Annotated in this window: 19 protein-coding genes and 1 pseudogene; 10 read left to right on the top strand and 10 right to left on the bottom strand. The window is 56.1% G+C overall.

Translation table 11 applies throughout. From position 1 onward, the window contains the following. Positions 1-59: 59 nt before the first annotated feature. Positions 60-1133: a glycosyltransferase gene (locus PR017_RS20910; protein WP_111219088.1), complete on the top strand. Its 1074-nt coding sequence runs from the start codon at positions 60-62 to the stop codon at positions 1131-1133. Positions 1134-1186: 53 nt separating this feature from the next. Beyond that, a complete protein-coding gene (locus PR017_RS20905) occupies positions 1187-2569 on the top strand; it encodes a polysaccharide biosynthesis/export family protein (RefSeq protein WP_111219078.1) in 1383 nt (460 codons plus the stop codon). A gap of 652 nt (positions 2570-3221) precedes the next feature. Here PR017_RS20905 and PR017_RS20900 read toward each other — a convergent pair. The 8 genes and pseudogenes from PR017_RS20900 to PR017_RS20865 all read right to left on the bottom strand — a co-directional run bounded on the left by PR017_RS20900 (position 3222) and on the right by PR017_RS20865 (position 11369). Further along, positions 3222-4460, bottom strand: coding sequence for an FAD-binding protein (locus PR017_RS20900; protein ID WP_111219080.1), 1239 nt, complete (start codon positions 4458-4460; stop codon positions 3222-3224). Between the two features lie 371 nt (positions 4461-4831). After that, positions 4832-5357: pseudogene (locus PR017_RS20895) on the bottom strand (IS5 family transposase); the annotation flags it as partial. A 405-nt stretch (positions 5358-5762) separates the two neighbouring features. Then, positions 5763-6950, bottom strand: a complete 1188-nt coding sequence (locus PR017_RS20890) for an IS91 family transposase (RefSeq protein WP_111220929.1) — start codon at positions 6948-6950, stop codon at positions 5763-5765. Positions 6951-6954: 4 nt separating this feature from the next. Beyond that, positions 6955-7818: a tyrosine-type recombinase/integrase gene (locus tag PR017_RS20885; RefSeq protein ID WP_111220930.1), complete on the bottom strand. Its 864-nt coding sequence runs from the start codon at positions 7816-7818 to the stop codon at positions 6955-6957. A gap of 378 nt (positions 7819-8196) precedes the next feature. Continuing rightward, the gene (locus tag PR017_RS20880; protein WP_111219123.1) at positions 8197-9711 is read right to left on the bottom strand and encodes a L,D-transpeptidase family protein; all 1515 of its coding nucleotides are present in this window, start codon (positions 9709-9711) and stop codon (positions 8197-8199) included. Between the two features lie 179 nt (positions 9712-9890). Next, positions 9891-10394: a cupin domain-containing protein gene (locus PR017_RS20875; protein ID WP_111219121.1), complete on the bottom strand. Its 504-nt coding sequence runs from the start codon at positions 10392-10394 to the stop codon at positions 9891-9893. 128 nt (positions 10395-10522) lie between these two features. Beyond that, entirely contained in the window at positions 10523-10747 is a 225-nt protein-coding gene (locus PR017_RS20870; protein ID WP_240538953.1) for a DUF2934 domain-containing protein, read from the bottom strand. A 100-nt stretch (positions 10748-10847) separates the two neighbouring features. Continuing rightward, complete coding sequence (locus PR017_RS20865; RefSeq protein ID WP_111219117.1) at positions 10848-11369, bottom strand: 2'-5' RNA ligase family protein; 522 nt, start codon at positions 11367-11369, stop codon at positions 10848-10850. A gap of 360 nt (positions 11370-11729) precedes the next feature. Here PR017_RS20865 and PR017_RS20860 point away from each other — a divergent pair, with 360 nt between their 5' ends. From PR017_RS20860 to PR017_RS20840, 5 genes are all read left to right on the top strand, one after another. Next, entirely contained in the window at positions 11730-12647 is a 918-nt protein-coding gene (locus PR017_RS20860) for a DMT family transporter (RefSeq protein ID WP_111219115.1), read from the top strand. Positions 12648-13591: 944 nt separating this feature from the next. After that, complete coding sequence (locus tag PR017_RS20855) at positions 13592-14641, top strand: alpha/beta hydrolase (protein ID WP_161959381.1); 1050 nt, start codon at positions 13592-13594, stop codon at positions 14639-14641. A gap of 11 nt (positions 14642-14652) precedes the next feature. Further along, positions 14653-15186, top strand: coding sequence for a DUF4142 domain-containing protein (locus PR017_RS20850; protein WP_240539133.1), 534 nt, complete (start codon positions 14653-14655; stop codon positions 15184-15186). A 72-nt stretch (positions 15187-15258) separates the two neighbouring features. After that, entirely contained in the window at positions 15259-15408 is a 150-nt protein-coding gene (locus PR017_RS20845; protein WP_154677485.1) for a hypothetical protein, read from the top strand. 122 nt (positions 15409-15530) lie between these two features. Continuing rightward, on the top strand, positions 15531-15830 hold the full coding sequence (locus PR017_RS20840) for a hypothetical protein (protein ID WP_111222250.1): 300 nt from the start codon (positions 15531-15533) through the stop codon (positions 15828-15830). A gap of 349 nt (positions 15831-16179) precedes the next feature. Here PR017_RS20840 and PR017_RS20835 read toward each other — a convergent pair whose 3' ends face one another. Then, complete coding sequence (locus PR017_RS20835) at positions 16180-17148, bottom strand: LysR family transcriptional regulator (RefSeq protein ID WP_111222246.1); 969 nt, start codon at positions 17146-17148, stop codon at positions 16180-16182. A gap of 132 nt (positions 17149-17280) precedes the next feature. On the opposite strand from PR017_RS20835, the gene PR017_RS20830 reads away from it, so the two are divergent. The 3 genes from PR017_RS20830 to PR017_RS20820 all read left to right on the top strand — a co-directional run bounded on the left by PR017_RS20830 (position 17281) and on the right by PR017_RS20820 (position 19484). Next, a complete protein-coding gene (locus PR017_RS20830) occupies positions 17281-17895 on the top strand; it encodes an FMN-dependent NADH-azoreductase (RefSeq protein ID WP_111222245.1) in 615 nt (204 codons plus the stop codon). Between the two features lie 1057 nt (positions 17896-18952). After that, a complete protein-coding gene (locus tag PR017_RS20825; RefSeq protein WP_111222244.1) occupies positions 18953-19279 on the top strand; it encodes an ArsR/SmtB family transcription factor in 327 nt (108 codons plus the stop codon). Then, on the top strand, positions 19254-19484 hold the full coding sequence (locus PR017_RS20820) for a cupin domain-containing protein (protein ID WP_111222243.1): 231 nt from the start codon (positions 19254-19256) through the stop codon (positions 19482-19484). Before PR017_RS20825 ends, PR017_RS20820 begins: the two co-directional genes overlap by 26 nt. Before the next feature lie 342 nt (positions 19485-19826). On the opposite strand, the gene PR017_RS20815 is transcribed toward PR017_RS20820, so the two are convergent. Beyond that, complete coding sequence (locus PR017_RS20815; protein WP_111222242.1) at positions 19827-21830, bottom strand: methyl-accepting chemotaxis protein; 2004 nt, start codon at positions 21828-21830, stop codon at positions 19827-19829. Positions 21831-22154: the final 324 nt, after the last annotated feature.

Below are 22154 nucleotides of genomic sequence, written 5' to 3'. Positions count from 1 at the left end.
CAATATAATCAATGGGGTTGCGATTGCGGGTAGCTATAATACATTATTGGCTTGTTGGAATGCGTGGTGGCGAAAAGGTGCTTGAGGCACTCTGCAATATGTATCCGTCTGCAGATATATACACGCACGTATATGATCCAGCCGTTATTTCAGAAGTAATAAAGAAACATAAAATTTTCACTACATTTATAAATAGGCTTCCATATTCTCCAAAGCTATATAAAAAGTACCTTCCACTAATGCCCATGGCGTTAGAGCAACTTGATTTAAGTGATTATGACCTTGTCATAAGCAGTGAATCCGGACCTGCAAAGGGAGTTCTGCCGATGCCGGGCGCCGTTCATGTCTGCTACTGTCATTCTCCCATGAGATACATCTGGAATATGTATAATAAATATTATGACAGCTCTGGATTGATCACGCGAATGGTGATGCCTCCGCTTGCTCACTACTTGCGGAATTGGGATGTTGCGACGTCGAACAGGGTCGATCGCTTTTCTGCTAATTCCGCAACCGTTGCTCAGCGTATCAAAACCTACTACAGGCGCGACGCCCAGGTGATCCATCCTCCGGTTGATACCAATGCATTTCAGGCGGTCGCCATGCACGAGGTCGGAGATCATTATCTGATGGTCGGAGAATTGGTCAGTTACAAGAGGCCAGATTTGGCCGTGATTGCCTGCAACCTCCTTAAGGCAAAGCTTGTTGTGATTGGCGGAGGAGAGATGCTCGAGCGAATAAGAAAACTTGCTGGACCGACTGTGACGATCTTGGGACCGCAGCCGTTTGACGTGTTGAGGTACCACTACGCTCATTGCCGCGCGCTCATCTTTCCGGGGGAGGAGGATTTCGGGATCGTTCCTGTGGAGGCTATGGCCAGCGGTCGTCCTGTGATTGCCTACGGGAGGGGAGGAGCGACAGAAACGGTCGTCGCGGACGAAAGTGGGGTCTTCTTCGATGTGCAAACCACGGAGGCGCTGATAGACGCCATCGAGAGGCTCGAAAAGATCAATTTCAATCCCGCGGCTGCTGTCAAGCGTGCCGGAGACTTCACGACCGATGCCTTTGTGCAGAGGTTTGGCGCATTTGTCGACGAGACGATCAGTGACGCCCATGTGTTGAGGCCAGCATAGAGATACTGAGTGCGAATATTACGACAAAACAAGTTTTGAATTGGAGTGTAGCCATGCGTTCGGCAGTTTTGGAGAGATCCGCTTCTGACTTCTTAAGGTTGCGCCAGCCATTGCGACGGCTCGGTGTAACCGCATCCTGGCGCCAGCTTCTCGGATCCCTTGTCGGCCTAGCGATCCTAAGCGGGCATTCTGCCCTCGCGGAAGATTACATCCTAGGTCCTCAAGACAAACTGAAAATCCGGGTGTTCGAATGGCGGCCGGTGACCGGCACCGCATTTGAATGGGTTCCTTTGAACGGCGAGTTCGTGATCTCCGCCGCAGGAAGCCTATCGCTGCCGATTGTCGGAGTGGTACCGGCGAGTGGGCTTACTGTCGATCAGATTTCAGATTCGATTGGCGAGCGATTGAAGAACCAAGTCGGTATGCAAAAGCGACCAAACGCCTCGGTTGAAGTGTCGGAATATCGGCCGTTTTTCATTGCAGGTCTTGTGACCAAGCCTGGAAAATACGCCTACAGTCCTGGCCTGACGGTGGTTCAGGCGCTTTCCATGGCAGGGGGGATGACAGGTCCTGTCGATGTGAATGTGATGGGTCTGCAACGCGATGTGCTCACCATGCGGGGTGATCTTCGTGCTTTGAATGTCGAACGTTTTGGGCTCCTTGCTCGCCAAGCGAGGGTCGATGCGATCATCAACAATCGGCCTTCTGTCGTCTTTCCCTCAGAGCTAACGACCCATTCGGGTCAGGCAATTGTCGATCGCATCATGAAAGAAGAGGCCGACCTCTTCGATACCCGCCAGCGCTCGATAAACGCTGAGATCGTCGCCCTCAATGAAGCAAGAGTTCTTGCTTCCAACCAGATCGAGACTCTGAAGTCCAAAGCCGCGTCGCTGGCAAAGCAGATTGACTTGGCAAGTAAGGATCTTGGGACCGTCAACAAGCTGGTATCCGCCGGACTGAGCGTGTCGGCGCGCTCCTTGGGCGCCAGTCAGAATCTGGCAGATCTCGAAAGTCGAAACCTTGATGTTTCGCTGGCCAATTTGAAGGCGCAGCAAGACGTTGCGAAGGTTGATCGCGACATCACGGATTCACGCAATCGCTACCGCATCGATGCGTTGACGGAAGCAGCGGACGTCAGGGCAAAGCTTGGAGCCAATACTGAGAAAATGCAGACAACGCGCGCCCTCCTAGACAATATTGCGCTGCAAGCGCCCATGGTTGCAAATTCAGCCGTCGAAGACGGGCAACATTCATTTGAGACAACGATCGATCGATTGGCGAGTGGTCATACCAGAACCCTGGCGGTTGGCGACAATGATGCCGTCGAACCTGGCGACCTAATTCGGGTTGAGAAAATACCCGAAACAAACCTAGGTGTGCTACAGACAAATTCTCGCAGGCCAGGCCCATCAGATCAAAAACGGGATGGTTTCTAGAACCATTGTGTAAAAGTCATCGATTGTTATCGCGGCGCGCTGGCAGAGATTTGCATAAACGGGGCGACTGTTATAGACATGACGGCGTTGTCATTTTTGGCGGGGCTCGGAGCTAACTGCTGATGCATTGGAGTTTTTTAGTGTGGATTTTGGTGGGCATGTTGTGCGCCATCAGACTTCCAATACTCCATTTCACGCTCGTCGTGATTGCCGGTGTCTGCGTCTATGCAGTCCTTTTTCACTCGTCTTATGATTCCGCCGGACAACTGCTGGTTTGGTGCCTCATCTACGGCGCGCTTTTGCAGTTTGGGTATGTGTGCTCACACTGTATCTTTTACCTCATGTATATTAGAACGGCGGCCAAAGAGCGACGCTTGTCCAGACCAAAAATTCGCCGCGGACCTTCCCCGGATTAAATGGGCTGCTCGGATAAATGCCGCATGACGTGATCTTGTTTTTCGCAATCTGGTGAAGATGTGGGTCTTGGATCCGTCAAGCCCTCAATACAGCCACCCATAGCTCTCGCTGGTTGCGATGGAAGTTGACAATTGGCCCACCGACAATGCTTGAAAGCAATCTGGTCGGTCAAATCGCGCATTCCAACAGTCGCAAGATGTGTCACCCGGAAGATGGCACGGTGGTGCGTGCCGCCTTAACGGATGATTGAGAAGAGGTTATTTTTGTCTAGCGAACGCCTGACGCAATTAAATGCTTCCCATTGAGGAAACGCTGATTTCATATAGGTTTCGTCCGGAAGCTTGTGATCCTTTCCCCAATGCGGGCGGGCAGAAAAGGAACGCATGAGCTCCTCGAAAGGGCGTAGGATCTCATCTTGCTCGCTTCGCGTAACCAGCCAATAGACATTGAAACAGACAGCGTCCTGTCCTGCATTTGGGCCAAGGTAGGACAGGTTATTGCCCTTGACGAACTTCATTTCCATAATTTTTCCGAAATTGCTGCGAGCAAATTGACTTGCCGCGATGCGATCGACAACGCGCTCCCAATCCTTCGTGTGAACCGAATATTGCATACTGATCTGAACGTGAGTCTTTGATCGTGCTTTTGTCGCTGGCCCGTTTGAGCGTACTATGTCTCGAGCCATATGGACCGCCGGGCGTATCATCGATCTCAGCATTGACTGCCGTCTTGGCTCCCAAACTGCGTTTCGGTGCATGACATAGGGATTGAAGCCCAAATACCTATCTTGCCGCTCTTCCAGGCAATCGACCTTAATCTTGTTTGCGCCTAGCGACCAGTGCGCCCAAACGTGCGCATATCGAGACAACACAGCATCGCGGGTCGCCATAAATTCGTCGAGGTCGATCTCTAGTTTGGTGTAGTGAACCCACGGCATATCAATTGCTTGAAAGACGACTTTGGTGATGACCCCGAGCATTCCGACTGAGACCCGGGCCGCACACATCTCGGCCTCAGACACCAGTTTGCTGTCGAAAGTCTTGAGCTCGCCGGAGGCAAGGACGACGTCCATCGATACAACGGAATCGGACATCGTACCGCTCCTGTGGTTTGTGCCGTGCGTTGCTGTCGCCACCGCACCGCCTGCGGTCATTTCCGGAAGAAAGGCGAGTGATGGGAGACATAGGCCTCGCCGACCGAGCGCACGTGTGACATCCCCCATGCGCACTCCGGCATCGACCGTTATGGTCTTCGCAACCTGATCAATGACGCAGAGCCTCCGCAATCCATCCAATTGCAGAGAAATGCCGTTTGTGAAGCAGTGTTCAGACCAAGAGTATCCAAGGCCCATAGGCCGAATTTTCAAACCTGACGATACGGCAAAAGATACTGCGCGAATAACATCATCTGTTGACCGCGCATGTATTACCTTGGTTGGAGAAAACGTTTTGAAGCCATCATATATATATACCATATTCTACCCAAATACAGATTCTACGATTGCTACGAAGTTAAATACGCTTTTATATCCTATAAAAATGAAACTATGCAGTCTATATAAAGCTACGTTTCAAACGAAAATATTCATTTTATCAAAGCGTTTTTCAAATAAAATGGAAGTTAATCGATTTTAAACGTCAATTTTTCGTTTGACATGAATTCCTGGACAGTCTTTGCATGTATCGTCTCATTAGATGAGACCTTTGGAAGTGATATTGACTGTCCGGTGCACCGATCGCATGTAGGGTTCGAGATCCTGAAGTCCGTTTTTTTCAGTTATACTGCGAAGAGGTCCAACCCGATACTCAACGCGCCTCCGGTTCGATGAACGACCTTGGTGTTCCATACCGCTTCGGCCTTCAGGGCTTCTATCCTGTCGCGTAAATCATTGCTGTCATAGGCTTTATCGGCCAGCACCGCATCGGTCGGCTGGCCTGCCCAGGCATGATGCGAAACCGTAAAGGTCGGCCGAACGTGTCGGCGAGCATGTGGATCTTGGTGGTCCATCCACCTCCGGAACGCCCCAGCGCCTGATCCTTGGCCCCCCTTTTCCGCTCGCTGCCTGTTGGTGCGCGCGCACGATGGTGCTGTCAAGCATGAGATATTTGTTGTCCCGGTCAACCGTCAGCGTGTCAAACACCCGTTCCCATATGCCGGCATGGCACCAACGGCTGAAGCGGCGATGCACCGTCTTCCACTTACCATAGCGTTCCGGCAGGTCACGCCAGTGCGCCCCCGACCGCAGCACCCACAAACGTCCGTTCACGAACAATCGGTTATCCGACCCGGTTCGACCCGGATCGACGACCTTGCCTGGCAAAAGAGGCGCGATCCTCGCCCATTGCGCCTCGTTCACTTCATACCGCTTCATCGCCCTCATAAACCCCACGGCAGAACATGGGCGTCTATGAATCACGATCTCTGCCCGTTCGGGAATCTGGAGGGTTATTTGAGGTCGCATGGGACAGCGCGGCGGGTTCGGGCGGCCTCATGTAAGCCGGATTGAACTAAGACGCGGGTTGTTGGACGCTGCTATGGGGAATTGAGAAGCGGCCCTATGTCGGCGGAGCCGGAACCATGCCGTCCCGATTGCTCCGAGGGTGTCGCTGATCCTGAGAATGGACATTCGGGAGCGTTTTGCCGGAGACCTTGCAACCTGTGGGCCAAATGTACCGGGATCTGAAGCGGTTCGATCTTGCGGGGGTCGAGCGATATCGATCGCCGGCACAGCGCTGGACGAGTGGGAATATGCTGTGATGTTTGCGGTTGTCTGACATCATGAAGTATCGCACCAGAAGGATGATGGCCGAGGCGGTGGTACAGGGGCAACGGTGACGCCAGTTCGACGCATGGGACGCTGACAATCGGGGCATTCGAAGGAATGGGCCTGCTGAGATTTTGTCGAATGGGATCGCTCGCCTGTCGGTGATGGTTGGCCGAGGAGGCTTCTGCAGAGAGCGATACGATCGCGCCGATGACAATTGGCGAGGAAGCCAAAGTGGCGCATGCGGTGGAAGCCATCCGGAAGCACATGAAGGAGAAAGCGCCGGATGAACTCGTGGGGATGAAGACGCATGATCTTCTCACGGTCGCGACCGTCTCCACGATAATCCTTCCATCTGAAGGCGACATGGTCGTCATCGACATGGACGATGCGGCTGTTTGCGATGGCAACACGATGGGTGTAGCGGCCAAGATAGGCAAGTACCTGATCTGGACCGCCGAATGGGGGCTTTGAGTAGACCACCCATTCGATGCTGCGAGCGCGGGCAAGATGGCGGGCGAATGTCTTGCTATCGTTGAGATGAGCGAGTTCGTTGAAGAATTGGAGTTCGTTTTTGGCAAAGGCTTCAGCGAGAGCTGTCAGGAAGCGTCGGCGAAACAGACGTGACAGCACGCGCACGGGTAGAAAGAAGCCCGATCGGCAATTGATCCACCTTGTTCTGTCTGGTGAGAGGCCTCCGCCCGGTACGACGCAGTGGACATGGGGATGGTGGGTCATCGCCTGGCCCCAGGTGTGAAGTACGCCGGTGACGCCGATCTCTGCGCCTAGCCACTTGGGGTTAGCTGCGATGGTCTGCAGGGTCTCGGCCGAGATCTGCATCAACAATGCATAGACGACCGCCTTGTTCTGGAAGGCGATGTCAGCGACATCACGTGGTAGCGTGAAGACCACATGGAAATAGGGGACCGGCAAGAGATCGGCGATGCGTGCGTCGACCCAATCCTTGCGAGCGGCTCCCTGACACTTTGGGCAGTGGCGATTACGACATGAGTTATAGGAGATGCGGGTTCTGCCGCACTGATCGCAAGCATCGACATGACCCCCGAGCCTGGGTGTCCGGCAGGCTTCTATTGCTCCCATGACGCGTCGTTCGCTGCGGCCAAGATGACCGGCGTTCTCGCGTCTGTAAGGGCCACCATGCCACCGAAAGATGTCGGCGACTTCGAAGGCGGGACGCAACCTGCTACGCTTCCGGCGGGGTCACCTCCAATCGCAAACGGTCAAGGGGACTGGCGGTCGACCTGATGGTGTCGGTGGACACCTGTGCATAATGCGCAGTGCTGGATAGATAGGCATGGCCAAGCAAGACCTGGATGATCCGGATATCGGTGCCGTTCTCCAGAAGGTGCGTTGCAAAGGAATGCCGCAACGTATGGACGGTGACCCGCTTTGAAAGGCCAGTAGCGGCAACCGCTGAACGACAGGCGGCGTTCAAAACGGTCGGTTCGATCGGCCTGTCGGCATCGCGCCCTGGAAAAAGGAACCCGGTGGGTCGCGATAGACGCCAATAACTGCGTAAAATGCCCAGCAGCTCGTTTGACAGCATGACGTATCGGGCTTTGGCGCCTTTGCCATGACGAACATGGATCACCATCCGGGAACTGTCGATATCCTCGATCTTCAGACCACAGACCTCGCCGACCCTGAGGCCAGCGGCATAAGCTGTGGTCAGCGCTACACGCGCCTTGAGACTGGAGACGGCCTCAAGAAATTGGGCCACCTCGTCCGCCGACAGAACAACGGGGATCTTGCGGGGTTTGCGCGCGTATGGAATCCGCTCAGGGACATCGTCTTGGGCCAAGGTAATGCCATAGAAAAATCGGAGAGCACACACGATCTGATTTAACGATGCCCACGATATCCCCGTCGAGACAAGGTGAACCTGGAACGTGCGAATGTCGTCGAGATTAAGCCGATCAGGTGATCGGGAGAAATAGCGGCTGAACTTCCGGACTGCACTGATGTAGGATCTTTGGGTTGCCGGGGACAAATTGCGGATCGTCATGTCCTCAATCATCCGGCGGCGAAGAGGGCTTATCTCAGCCATCGGGGCCTCCTGTCTGAAGGGTGGGTTGCAACACAACCATCCTCTCAGTCAGGGCGCTCTCGTCAAAGCCCGCCGCAAATCGCCGCGATCAGCGGCTTAGTTCAATCCTGAATGTCGATCCGGCCTAGGACAGAGCTCAATCGGTGCTTCGTGTACAGCCGAATTTAATTTCGAAACGCAGGTTTACCCCGGTTAACGTCAAAGGGCACCGATACTGGTATTTCGACATCCCGGAGGAACATGGCGGTACGGACGTCGCTAGGTCGGTCCTCCCGATAATCTTGGCATCGCGCAGCGCGTGGCTGATCACAAACACGACACAGACTATCTGCGCGCTCGTAGGCGCATATCCGTCAATTCAAAAGCCAAAGCGCGCCATCAGGGCTGGGTCCGGCTCGCGGTCGTCGCCGACATGGCTGTCAGCGTCTGCGCATCCCGTCCATAGATGTCGTCGAAATATTCGACAGTCCCCTGCGTATTCGGCCAAGCGGTGAAATAGGCCACAAAGACAGGGATCTGCTCGGGCACCGGCATATCCTTCTTCTCGCCACCCTGGATCTGTTGGCTGACGAAGTCGACGGGTTGGTTTAGGACGGCGGCAGCCATGGCGCGGGGGTTTTCCAAGCGTACGCAGCCATGGCTGAACATCCGGTCCTGCGACGCGAACTTTCCACGAGCCGGCGTGTCATGCATGTATATGGCGTGCGCGTTGGGAAAGAGGATCTTCAATTGCCCAAGTGCGTTGTCCGGGCCCGGCGGCTGGACGACGGAAATGTTTTCGAGCGGCTGTGACCAGTCGACCTTCGCGGAAGGCATCTGCTTGCCCTTCACCGACACCACATAGCCCTCCTTGTCGAGATAGGCGGGGTGGCGTTTCAGATGGGGCAGCATTTCGTTGTGAATGATCGATTGCGGCACCCCCCAATCGGGATTGAACTCGACCGTCTTGATCGAACCCTCAAAGAAGTTCGTCTGATGATCTTGTTGCCCGATCACGGCTTTCATCGAAAGCGCCGTTGCGTCGTTCTCGTTGTAATAGGTCATGTAGGCCGGCTGATTGATGAAGACGTAGCGCTGTGGGAATTGCTGTGGAAGCCAGCGGATCTCCTCCATCGCGACAATCACCTTGTTGATATCGGTGCTGGTGTCGGGCCTTTGCTCAGATGTCCGCAGGAAATGAAGTTCCAGGGCGAGCTGCGTGAATTTGGGGTTTCCAGGAAGCAATCTTTCAAAAACCGGCATCAGCTCGGGCAAAGTGGATAGCTGGGCCAGCGTTGCCTTGAGGTCGACCGGCTTCCTCTTGAAATCGTAGTAATGCGACAACTGGTTCGGATCGATGCGACCACGGAAATTGTCTTGCAGGAACATGAGCATCTTGCTGGAAAGCGATACCTCGAAAAGCGCCAAGGCTTTGGTCCGCTCGTCCGAGCCTGCCGGCAATGCCTCGAATGTCGCTGGCAGGCTATAGTCTTCTGGGCTCAGACCCCAGTCGCCGGCCTGCTTCATCAGACTGATCGCCTGCGCCGCCTTCAGCGTTGGTCCCTTCCCATCGACCCAGATGAGCTTGGCCTTTGGCTGGCTGTAATAAGCCTCGACAGTGTCGGCTATGTCGATATTCATCGGCACCTGCAGTTCGGCCATCTCATGAAAGACCTTTGCCTGACCGGCCGCGACAGGATCGAACAAAGCGGCGAGGGCAGACGTCTCGATTTGCGGCGCGATGCGAGCGACCCGGCGCGCTGGCGCTGGGTAGACTGCCGCGACCTGAGTTGCGTCGCCTTGCGTCGTCGAAGGCGGCTTGGCCGGGTTCGTCGGTGCTGCAACGGTAGGTCCAGTGAGGAGTAGCGAGCTCAACAAGGACAGCGCGGCGCAGGGAATCGGAAATCGTTGCATTTCTTGTCCTAGGATTAAGTACGACAGGTGACTTTGTGCCGCCAGCGCCCTCGCTCAAGGTCGCATTACGAGGTCGCAATCACGGCAAGTCTCAACCCCTCGAATGATTGCGCCACCAATCGAAGCTACGTTGGCCCTACAAAGCGGCAGATTGAAGGTCGCCGATGCATTGTGAGGCGCTAGTCGCTGCCGCGATGCCATAGCGAAATCAGCGCGCCGGTGGCTCCCTGCAAGGGATCTGTCTGAGGGAGCGGCAATCGGTCGATCCGAACCTGCTGTTCCTTGGAAGGTGCCGACGTCAAGATGTCTGCGCTTTGCCCCGGCGGGTATGCGCCGACGACACGAAAATCATAGCTAGAGCCGAGGTTCATGTGTCCCGTACCAGCCGGCAGCACGAGACAATCTCCGGCCTGGACGTCCAGCGTCTCTCCGCCTGGCCCGCCGATCTGCAATCGGGCGTTCCCACTGGCAATCCCGAGCACCTCATGTGCGCCGCTGTGATAATGGTGATAATCAAACACCCCGTTATGCCAAATGCCTTGCCAACCGTTATCCGAGAAAAGGCGCTCAAAGGTTTCGGGCGCGTCGGCGGCACCTACAGCGTTGTCATAAATCAAGACTGGCAGTGTTTTGTTGTTTGGGATCCAACCACTCTGCGCAAGCAGTATCTGCCTTGTTCGCATTCGGATGTCCTATGCAGAATCCGCTTAACGCTACGCAGTCCTTCAAGGTAGCCAGACGACCGTGACGGCCTATGCCGATGGCGATCGCTGTCACAAGAGTACAGGGTCCAGCGGTCAGGGAAGCAAGGCTATTTATTCACGGACGAGAACTCGCCGACCTTTGGCAATTCGGTGGACGGAGTGGGAGCGTCACCCCGATGGGCTTCCTTGTCAGTCAGTTCCTCCTCTGCCACCGTAGAAAACTCGCGCTCAGCGTCGCGCCAATGTTTGTCATGTTGGCCGTCTGGTCGGCCTTCCGCTTCCCATTTGTGATACGCATTCTTGCGAAGCAATTCGTCGCGATCGGTATTCACTATATCCTCCTACTGGAAGTGGCCGCATCGTTCCACTCCGGAGAAATGCCGATCTGGTCAAAACGTTTCAGACGAACCGTTTGGAATTCTCGACAACCACTTATTCACTAGCTTCGGCAAAGAGGACGGAGGCCTCATGCTTCCACGGGCCGCCAAGATACTGCCATACGTCTAGTCCTGTGATCTCGATCGAATGGGGGTGAAAGGTCTCCCCCAGCTTCTTGCAGAGAGCGTCGGCGGCGGCCCGTGTAGCTTTGTTCTGAATGGTGATGTGCGGTTGCCATTTCTGCATGTCCTGCGAATTCAGCCATGGCGCGAAGGCCGATTTCAGACTGCTGCGTGTCGATTGGAGTTCCCGACTATCGACGGCGAAGGCCACACCCGCGCCCAGATGACGAAGGCCAGTGACGTCGGCGGAAATGGCGGAGGCATCTCGTGATGCGCGGCCGAGGTGTAGTAGTACTTCCTCGAGATGCTCTCCCGGCAGACGGTGGAACATCGTTAGATGAGCGCGAAGAAAATTGCGATCCGAAGGGAAATGCCGTCTTCGCAGAACGTCGAATGGCTGGAGATCTTCGTCGGCTATCCGCGCGGTCAGGATGAGTGGTTTTCGTGTTTTCAAATCGATGCTTCCCGGCAGAAACGAAGATTGTTACCTAGCCTAGCCGCTCCCAGCGTGGCCGTTATCGATAATGCAACACTGACCCCGCGTGGTTGGCCTTACGGGCATTTGCCGCCGGATGTAGTGCCATTCCCCTCGTCGTCAATGTGTCCAGCAAAGGCTGGCGGTTCTCAAACCGATAATCGTGTGGCGTTGGGCTTCCTTTGCCGAACGGAATCCGGGATCCAAACCCTTCTTCTGTCGCCTTGCCGAGGTCGCCAGATGGGCTGGCGCGGCTACCTTATTTGATGGTAGTGGCGCACGCAGCCGATAGTGTTGCGTGATCTGATGGTGACCGACGGCTCTTTGGGAGGAATTCGTATGAAGCCTGCAGCAACCGCCGGGAATCTCGGCAATGCCGTGATGCTCGGCGTGGTCCTGATGCTTTTTGGCGACCTTCTCTTTGCCGTAAACGATGCCGTCGGAAAGTGGCTTCTTGCGAGCTTTGCTTTGGGCCAGGTACTCGTGATGAGGTCGCTGGGCTCATTCATCGTCCTGATACCGATGATAGCACGGCAGGGGCCGAGCGCGTTGCTGGATGTTCGACAACCAGGCCTGCTGCTCGGCCGAGCCGTCATGGCCACTGCGGACGTCTCCCTGTTCTACGCGGCGGTGGCCTATCTGCCACTCGCCGACGTGATCACATTCTATATGGCGGCACCGATCTATGTCGCTGCTCTGTCGCATTTCCTCCTGGGCGAGAGGATCGGATGGAGGCGTTGGCTTGCTGTCGGGGTCGGGTTTGCCGGTGTGGTGATCGCTCTGAGGCCGTCGACCGCGATGTTGTCCCTGCCTTCTTTATTTGCCGTCGCCGGGAGCGTCGGTTTCGCTCTGACCATTATATCTAGCCGCTACCTTCGATCGACACGCGACACCGTTCTTGTCACCTCGCAAACGCTGGTGGTCATGGTCGTGGGCATAATCCTGTCGGTCAGCGACTGGCGGGAGGCCGGGCTTGATATTTGGATCGCAATGCTTTTCCTCGGTATTGTCGGTACGTGCGCCCATCTTCTGCTGACGCGTGCACTGAAGCTCGCTCCGGCCTCGCTGCTTGCCCCGCTGCAATATACACTCTTGCTGTGGGCGGTCGTGTTCGGGTTTGTGTTCTTCGGCGACGTTCCTGACGCCCAACTTCTCGCTGGCGCGGCGATCATCGTCTTTGCCGGCCTGTTTATCTTCCACCGAAAAAACCTCAAAGGCGAGGACATTCGGCAAGCCATTCCTTTGGACGGACGCTGAGGCAACGCGGTCCGCAGGAACTTCAGATGCAGATGGACAAGCTTCAGCTTGAAACATGGATGGCCTCTGTTCCTATCGTTCATGGGGCGCTCGCCGGACGCCGAAGCCTCCACCTCAAAGACTGAACGTCTTGCCACCGACTGACATCCGCATCCGGCACCCAGATGCGGCCATCTCCGGGCTGCTTCTGGCTCGCGAGGTTTTCTTCGGCAATGTTTGGGAACATATCAATCAGTTGCTCGGTCTCTGCCACCGAAGCAACCTTTCCCCTGTCTTAGCTGTCAAAGCTTCCGCGTCACCACAACGGTCTGGTCACAGTGCCGTCGGTCACGGAGAAATGACCGTTCTCCCCAACGGGCATAAGTCACATGATCGGTCTCCTCGCGCACAGGCGCGCTTTCCAGATCCGGTCGCCTCGATGCGCCGGCGCAGCGTATCCATAATGTTGATGACATGGCTTGCCGGCTGAATGGAGGAGAGGCTGCCGGCTTGCCCTTCTTCACAAGCTTCAATGCTGCCCGTTATCGGCAATCATGGCGAGCAGGCCCTCCCGGGCCGGATCTTCGACCATCGCCGGCGACCAGTCCTTTTTCCGTTGTGTGATGATCCGCTGCACGAACGGCATCATTTCCGGCTCGGCCGCGCCATCAATGCTTTCGAAGTGGTTGTCCTCAGGCCGGACCTTTTCGCCATATCGCTAGGTCAAGAGCACGGTGCCGTCGCACGTGGTGCAAGGATGATCGATACCACTTCCCGTGGACCGCCTGAATGGCATCGATGTCGGTTGGCGCGTGTTCAAGAGATAGTGGCACCAAACGTACGAATTTTTGGGCCAAGTTCGTCCGCGGATACCGAATGCGTGGTCAAACTCGGCGATTCACCAAGTAATTGGAACAATGGAAAAATTTGTAAGTTCTACGGCCTCACATCCAAGGAGCCCGAGAATGCATATGAAGAGACTTGTCGCCCCACTTGCAGCGTTGCTGCTGTCATCCACCATAGCCGTCCCGGTCTTTGCCCAGGAGATGGCCAAGCCATCGGCCGAGATGCAGGCCGTCCTCGACAAGCTGACCGATCTCGGCTCCAAGCCATTCGCAACGCTGACGGTGCCAGAAGCCCGGACTCAGGCAAGCGCTGCCGACGCCGCCAAGGCTGTCCAGTGGGACAAGCGCATCTCCTCTAACCCCGAGGCCCAGGTCACCACCAAGGACATCGCCATCCCGACGCAAGATGGAAAGCTCGCCGCCCGTGTCTATATCCCAGGCGGCAAAGGCCCATTCCCGGTCATCGTCTACTACCACGGCGGCGGGTGGGTCGTTGCGGACCTAAACGTGTATGACGCCGCGCCGCGCGGTCTCGCCCTCGGCGTGAATGCTGTCGTCGTCTCCGTCGAGTATCGTCACGCTCCGGAACACAAGTTTCCAGCAGCCCACGAAGACGCCTGGAACGCCTACGAGTGGGTCACCAAGAACATCCAACAGCTGAATGGGAATGCTCACAAGATCGCCGTGGCCGGCGAAAGCGCCGGTGGCAATCTGGCCGCCAATGTTGCCCTGATGGCAAAAGAGAAGAAGACAAGGCAGCCTGTCTACCAGTTGCTCGTCTACCCTGTTGCCGGCAACGATATGGATACACCGTCCTACAAGGAAAATGCCGACGCCAAGCCGCTTGGCAAGGCGGACATGGCCTGGTTCGTCAAGAACACGTTCGCCTCGATGGATCAGACGTCCGATCCCCGTCTGAACCTGGTCGGCCGTACCGACCTGGCGGGTGTCGCGCCCGCAACCATTATCACGGCGCAGATCGACCCATTGCGCTCTGAAGGCGAAACCTACGCCGCAAAGCTGAAGGACGCCGGCGTTCAGGTCGATGCCAAGACATTCCCCGGCGTCACGCACGAATTCTTCGGGATGGCCAAGGTCGTGCCGCAGGCGAAGGAAGCCAACGACATGGCAATCGCCGATCTGAAGTCCGCCTTCGACAAGGCAAAGTGAGGAAAACGACCATGAACAGAACACTCAAAGCAGCCCTTATGAGCGTTGCCATTTTTTCCGCTTCCGCTTCGTATTCGATGGCTAAGATGCCAGCGAGCGCCGATACGGCGGCCCCAGCGATGTCCGTAGACAAGGCATCCTTCGTGAAGGTGGTCACCAGTTCCAATGAGTTCGAGATTGAATCGAGCAAGCTTGCCGCGCAAAAGGCCAAGGATGCCGATGTAAAGGACTTCGCCAAAAAGATGATCTCCGACCACACCGCGGCAGCCGAAGGTTTGAAGAAGGCCGCTAGGCTCGGTGATGGCGCACCTGTGCTGTCGCCGAAGCATGCAGCCATGCTGGAATTGCTCAAGGGCGCGACCGACCAGGAATTCGAGCCGCTCTACATCGATATGCAGACGTCGGCGCACATGGAAGCCGTTACGCTGTTTGCCACCTATGCCAAGGGTGGGGACGATGCGGCAGTGAAAGCTTTCGCCAAGAAGACGCTGCCGAAGCTCGAGATGCACAAGATGCATGTTCTCGGGCTCGTCGCGGCACACTGATCCGACGCGACCGGCCGGGCATATCCTCTGGTCTGCCCGGCCATCTCCTTTGGTACTCAAAGGAGATGGCCAGTGGCGGACGAAATGCGCTCGTGGGCAGCGGTCGACGACGACAAGGTCGAGGCAGCCACGTTGCACAACGACGACATGCGAAATCGTCGTTGCCAGCGACGCTGTTTCCGCTTCCGGCGCTGTTTCGACGTAGCGCTCTCTTGCGATTGAAGCTGATGGGCCGTGTGGTGTGGGCCAAGCAGGGATCGGCACACGGCTTTCCCAGAATGCCGCGAAAGTCCAGTGAACGTCATCCGCTTGTCTGCCGTTGGGTCTCACCCTATGGTCCAGCAATGATCACCGATCCGCTACACCATCCCTTCCGGCACGCACTTGAGCGATTTGCAGACGGCTATGCGCAAGGCCTGTTCGAGGGTCGAAAATGGGGGGTCACCGTCAAGCGCTCCGCCGATCGCAAACGCGTCTGGTTCTATGCCGAGGACCTGGCCGGATCCGACATCGTCAGCTTCAATCTCTATCGTCTGAATGACGCAAGACTGGCACTAAAGCCGTGCGAGATGTCTTCGCAGAAGGTCGTCGCTTTCGTGCTGGGATTTGTCACGGGACCGTCGGCATCGACGGCTGCCCTCTAGTGGCGGCTCGCAATTTGCGTAGCGCCCATTTATGGAAGTTACGAGATTTGTAGTCTTGATCGTGCCGCAGGAGTTGAGTCTTCAGTTTGCGAACCTCGGTTGCGCGGTGTAGATCCTCTGACACTACTGCATTCATCGCAGAAGGTTAAACAGGTGGCGGAGTTTTACTACGGCGAAGCGCGGCTATCCCGCCAATACCGCGGCCGACTTTTGAACCGCCGTTCTCATCGCTGACCTGAAAAGCGTCAAGATCGAAGAAGTCGGCGCCGTCGCCGACGTTTTCAAACCTTCAGGCTGGTGCTGTAGAAGCCACACGTCAAAGCATCTTATGAGCGCCGATGGCGTCCATTCATTCCGCGGCGATGGCGTCTTCCGGCCTGTCGAAGGGCATCCGGCCTTCCATGAAATCTGTGCGGCTCGGACAGGTGGTCAGCCGCGAGCGGAACGCATCGACCATCCAAACGGTCGCCGGACCGGGCGGATGGGCAAGCTTGCGGATCGCATAGATCGGATATTCGCCCTGCTCGTATGCTTCGAGGTCGAGATGAACCAAGCGGCCGCTCAACAGGTCCTCGCGGATCAGCGACGCCGGCAACCCGCCCCAGCCCAGACCACCCCGCACCAGATGATGCTTGGTGGCGACGTCGCTGACGCGCCAAGTCCGGTAGGATAAAACGTTGAAATCACGCCCCTTGGTCATCGCCGTGGAATCGGTGACGACAAGCTGCACCTCTTCGCGGACATCGGCGATCGTCAACGGCCGGTCGATGGCGGCGAGCGGATGATTGGCGGCGGCGACCGGCATCAAGAAGGAATGGCCGATGCGCTCGACCACCAGCGAATCGTCCTGCTTGAAGATCGCACCGCCGATGCCGATCGTCGATTGACCGCTGGAGACCAGTTCCATGACGGCTCCGAGTTCGCCGACATTGAGACGCATAGAGACGGACGGATAACGATCGCGGAACTCCCGCAGCACTTCGACCATCAGGGCGGTCGGCACCATGACGCTGATGGCTGCGGCGACCTCGGCCTCGAGCCCTTCCTTGAGACTGCGGACGCGGGCGCGCATGACCTCCAGATCGGAGAGGATGCGGCGGGCATCCTCGAGCATGGCGGCACCGGCATCGGTCAACTTTGCCTGGCGGGCGCCGGAGCGTTCGAACAGCCCGACTTGAAGCTGTGCCTCGAGATTGGCGATCGTATAAGAGATCACCGACTGGGCGCGGTTGAGGGAGCGGGAGGCGGCTGAGAAGCTACCAGCCTCGGCGACGGCCAGGAATACCTGCAATTGGTCCAATGTCGGTTTGGGAAGCACGATCCATCCACTTCATCGATAGCTCCGATCCATATTATCACAGTTTTTTCGATAGTCACGCCGGCCTATCTGTCTGGGGAATGGCATCGATTGCCTGACTGAACCGCCACCTATCGAAAAAGGAAATGCTTCATGTCCTCCATCCTTCTCCTGACATCCAGCCCACGCTCCGATTCTCTTTCGACCCAGATCGCCACTGAACTGGCCGAAAAGCTCAAGGCACAGGCGCCCGGCGCAACGCTTGTGCACCGCGACTTGACGGCGACGGCGCTCCCACACATCGACGAAGTGTTCACAACCGCCATTCGCACCCCAGCCGACGGCCGCACTGCCGCGCAGAATGAAGTGACGAAGACGTCAGACTTGCTGACCCAAGAGCTGCTTGCCGCCGACACGCTGATCATCGGTACCGGTATGATCAATTTTTCCATCTACTCGTCACTGAAGAGCTGGATCGACAACATCGCCCGTGCCGGCCTGACCTTCAAATATGGTGAGACCGGCCCGATTGGCCTGACCAGCGGTAAAAAGGCTTATATCGTGCTTGCCTCCGGCGGTATCTATTCGTCCGGCCCGGCCGAGGCGCTGAACCACGCCACGCCCTACCTGAAGTCGATTCTTGCCTTCATCGGCGTCACCGACGTCGAGACGGTGGTGGTCGAAGGCCTCGCCTATGGTCCTGAAGCGGCTGAGAAAGCCATTGCAGCTGCCCGCACCCGTTCTGACGAACTGGCGGCGGCTGCCTGATCCATCGGATTTTTGTGACGAGGAAGCGGCCGGTAAAGCATCGGCCGTTTTCTATTGGGCCTGCGTCTCACTAGGACCGGTGATTTTCCGCAATTCGCCTTTGATCGTGCCCAAAACCTCCTCCAACAGCGCGGGGGCATCGACGAGCCGCGCAGAACCAACGGCACCAGCCATGGCGCAGATGGCAAGCATTGCCCCTGCCGGCCGATCGCCGCATCGCCACTCTTACTCCGCCCGGTCATCAGCTCCGTCTTAGGCCGAAGCCGTTCGAATGGCTTGCTCGGTTGCTCGTCAGATTGGACAGATTGCACATCACGTTGCCCCATTGTCAGCCTGAAGTTAGTCCAAGCGTTACCCTCGGCAACTGTGGCTGAACATGAGTTATTGTCTCGTTTTGCCGTTAGCAGATAGGGCGCTGTGTGGTGGACATTCGCAGGTGCGTTCGTCGTCCTGCAAGATTTCGATCAGTGCGATGCGCTCGGATCGAGTTTGGCTTTCGTTTCTAAATGGTCGGCCATTGACGTTGAACCATCGGAATGCGGATCGTTTTTCTGATGAATGCCAATCCAAGGCGCGGCAGTCAACCGCTCTATTGCCGCTGTGAAGGGCATAGCCGAGCATGACCGAAACCGTTCATTTGCCAAGTCGAGGTCCGAAATAGCCTGCTTGATATCGGATCCTTCTGGCCATCGAGACGGCGATACTGGAAAGAAGACCTCTTGCTGCCTCGCTGGCGACGTGTCGATTGGGCGTCTTATACCGGTCGGCGCAGTCTTTGACTCTTGAGGTTTCATAAATCGCGATGTCGTTGAGGGCTGGAGGCAGATGGCGCTAGCGGTCATTCTGCAACGATGCCCGCGCGGTTCCTCAAGGCAGCGCAACTTTCAATCGATTAAATGATCGAAATCAGGCCAGACATGTGAAAACTCGCACTTCATAACTTTGAGTTTTAATGTAAGCTCTCTTAGGCTTGCACAGCGTTACGTGTGTGATCATTGCCAGTTCGCGCGGGACAAGCAGCGATCATACAATTGGTGGCCTAGGGGATAGGATATCTATGGCTACGAGACGATACCAACATGTTTTGGATATCCAGCAGGCCGCTGCACTTCTCGATGCCATGGCGAACGCCAACAGACTTCATATTCTCGATATACTGAGCCGCACCGAGATGTCTGTCGGGCATCTCGCCAAAACCATCGGCGTCAGCCAGTCTGTTCTGTCACAACATCTTGCAAAGCTTCGCAACGCCAATCTCGTCCAGAGGCGCCGTGATGCGCAAAATGTCTATTATTCGTGCCCTTCCAAGCCGGTCGTCAAGCTTCTCGACATACTTGCCGAGTCTTTCGAAGGTGAGCATGAAGGTGCCCGCCGCAACGCCTAAGAGGCTGCGGCCCCTAAAGCAGCTGCACGCCGAACTGAAGAGCACTGGTTATGAAGGCTCGTACAATAACGCGGCAGCTTTCGCTCACAAGGGAAAGGCCGATTCGCAGATCGTGCTGCGGACCACTGGCCGTGGTACGTTCGTGGCGCTTGCGTTCGAGCCCGGCGAATCTTTCCAGTCATGGAACCGCTCTAATCTGCGTTGACCGACCAGTTCCCAACAATGTTCGCAGGTTTGGTCACATTAAGTGACACATTTGAATATGATATTGACTGTTCCGTCACATCGGTGGCCGCAGGTCTCGAATACATGAAGACCACTTTTCTGTTTGAAAGATGAACAAAAGGGGAACGGACGAGATCGGAAACTCTGTCCGTTCCGCAGAAAGTGGATTTTGACGAAGCCTTCTCCGTTCGGGACGACCGGTCTACTGGAAGAGGGACCTACCGTTGGGCTCCTCGACATCAGTTGCAGCTATTGCATCCTCATCTTCGAGCTTACGATCCCAAGCCGCCGCAAAGATATGCGTACCATATCTTGACGGGGCCTAGAACTCCTCCCAGCTTTCGTTGGCCGTCGCCACTGCCTGAGTGGCGCCGCTAAAGGCACCAGCAAGTTTCGAGCGCAGGGATCGGGCCGGGGACGCAAATGGCGCCACCCCCCCATGGGCGGGCTTTCCCTGAGCGCCGCGCCCAGAGGCAGCAACTGAGGGGCTTGCACCCCTTGAACCCGGGGATGCAGTTGATACCAAACTAACTAAGCTGGTTCTCAGGTTGAACTGGCCGAGCAGCTCGTTCAGCGCAGCCACCTCCTTGGTAAGGCTGTAGCTGGCGGCCGTCGACTGCTCAACCATCGCCGCATTCTGTTGGGTGCCCTGATCGATCGTGTTCACAGCCGTGTTGATCTCCGCCAGCCCGGTCGATTGTTCGCGTGCCGCTTCCACGATAGCACGGACGTTTTGGTCGATTTCTTCAACTTCCTTGACGATCTGTTCAAGCGACTGACCAGTTCGTCCCACAAGTTCGACACCATTTTTAACCTGAGATCCAGATGTCGAGATCAGCGCCTTGATTTCTTTGGCGGCTTGGGCGGAGCGCTGCGCCAACTCGCGCACTTCCTGCGCAACGACAGCAAATCCCTTGCCGGCCTCACCTGCTCGTGCGGCTTCCACGCCGGCATTGAGCGCCAGCAGGTTTGTTTGGAAGGCGATCTCGTCGATGACTCCGATGATGTTGGATATCTCGCTGGAGGACTTCTCGATGCCCTGCATGGCGGCAACTGCGTCGCGCATGACTTCGCCCGACTTCAACGCACCCAGTTTCGCACGCCCGACCAACTGCCCCGCATCTTCAGCGCGTTTGGTGGAATCCTTCACCGTCGTCGTGATTTCTTCCAGTGCGGCGGCCGTCTGCTCCACGGAGGCGGCCTGCTGCTCCGTGCGCTTAGACAGATCATCGGCGGCCGCACGGATCTCGTTGGCGCCGGCATCGATTGCCTGAGCATTAGCTGCAACGGCTCTCAGGGTATGCTGAAGCTTGTCCATCGAGCCATTGAAATTCTTCCGCAACCCGTCGAGATGTGAAACGAACGCCGTCTCAATGCGGTAAGACATGTTGCCGCTGGAAAGCTCGCCTAATCCAGTTCCCAAGCTGTCGACGGCCAGGCGAGTAGCTTCGGCGTCCTGCGTCTTCTGGGCCTCTCGCTCTGCTCGCTCCTGCTCTGACAGGGTACGGTTGGATTGCGCCTCCCGTTCAAGGCGGATGCGCTCGATAGCGTTGTCGCGAAACACGGCGACAGCTGCAGCCATCTGGCCGACTTCATCACCGCGTTCCAGCCCAGCAATAGGCTCTTCGGTTTCTCCGCGCGCCAGAGCTTCCATGCGGCTCTTTAGTTTGACAATGGGCGTGGTAATGCCGCGCGACGAAACAACAAGTCCTGCAGCAAGCGCGGCAGCGAAAACCAGGCCGAGTGTCGTCAATGTATAGAAGATGGTGTCCTCCGTGACGGCCGTTAGCGCGTTGCTTTGGTCTTCAACACTCTTGTTTTTGTGCTCGATCCAGCCACGAACGTTCAGGATCTCCTCTTTGACCTTCACGTCCGCCTGCTTTAACAGCGACTTCGCTCTATCATTGTCGTCAGCCAAACCCGCCTTCACGGCTTCGTCTGTGATGGCAACAATTTCGTTGGCGGCATTGACGAGAGTATCCACGCTCGGAGCGTCGTCTTGTGCGTGCGCCTTTGCCGCGACGAAGAATTCGAACAGCGTCTTTCTATTCTGGATATAATCGTCATTTAAGCCTGCCATCTCCGGATCCTTCGAGCTGTATGCGAGGATCTGATAGGCATTGTAGCTGACGGCTGCGACTCTTTGGCTTGCTCGAGCCATAGCAACCGTTGCCACTTCGTCTTGCGAAATTAGGTCTGAGTAGTTGTCGTCGGCTTTTTGGAAATTGCGTGACATCAGCAACACGCCGCCGGCCGCGATCACACAGATTGGAATCAGCACTGACAATATCTTGATGCGGATCTTCGCATTTTGAAGGAAGGCCATTTTGGTTTTAAATCCGTTGATCGCTCGTTGCACATGACGGCACAGCTACCGCGTTACAAACACTAGAATTTAAAACTGACAATTTGGTAAATAAGAACATATTAACTTAGGACACTTGAAACTTACCGTAAATATGGGGAATTCGGATAGGTATAAATGAGCTGAAAATGAAATATAAATACTTCCATCAATCGAGAAGGAAGGAGCCATTGGCTGTATATTCAGTAGAAATGACAATTGAAAATTTTGATTGTTCTGGCAGTTTGCCAAGCTGAGGCCCCTTTAAGGCGCAGATCCTGTCGGAGATCAGCTATCCCTTATGCT

It is taken from the genome of Rhizobium tumorigenes (assembly GCF_003240565.2).
GTDB classification, from domain to species: Bacteria; Pseudomonadota; Alphaproteobacteria; order Rhizobiales; family Rhizobiaceae; genus Rhizobium; species Rhizobium tumorigenes.
Note: the sequence above shows the minus strand (reverse complement) of the source record. Positions and strands in the feature narration are given on the sequence as shown.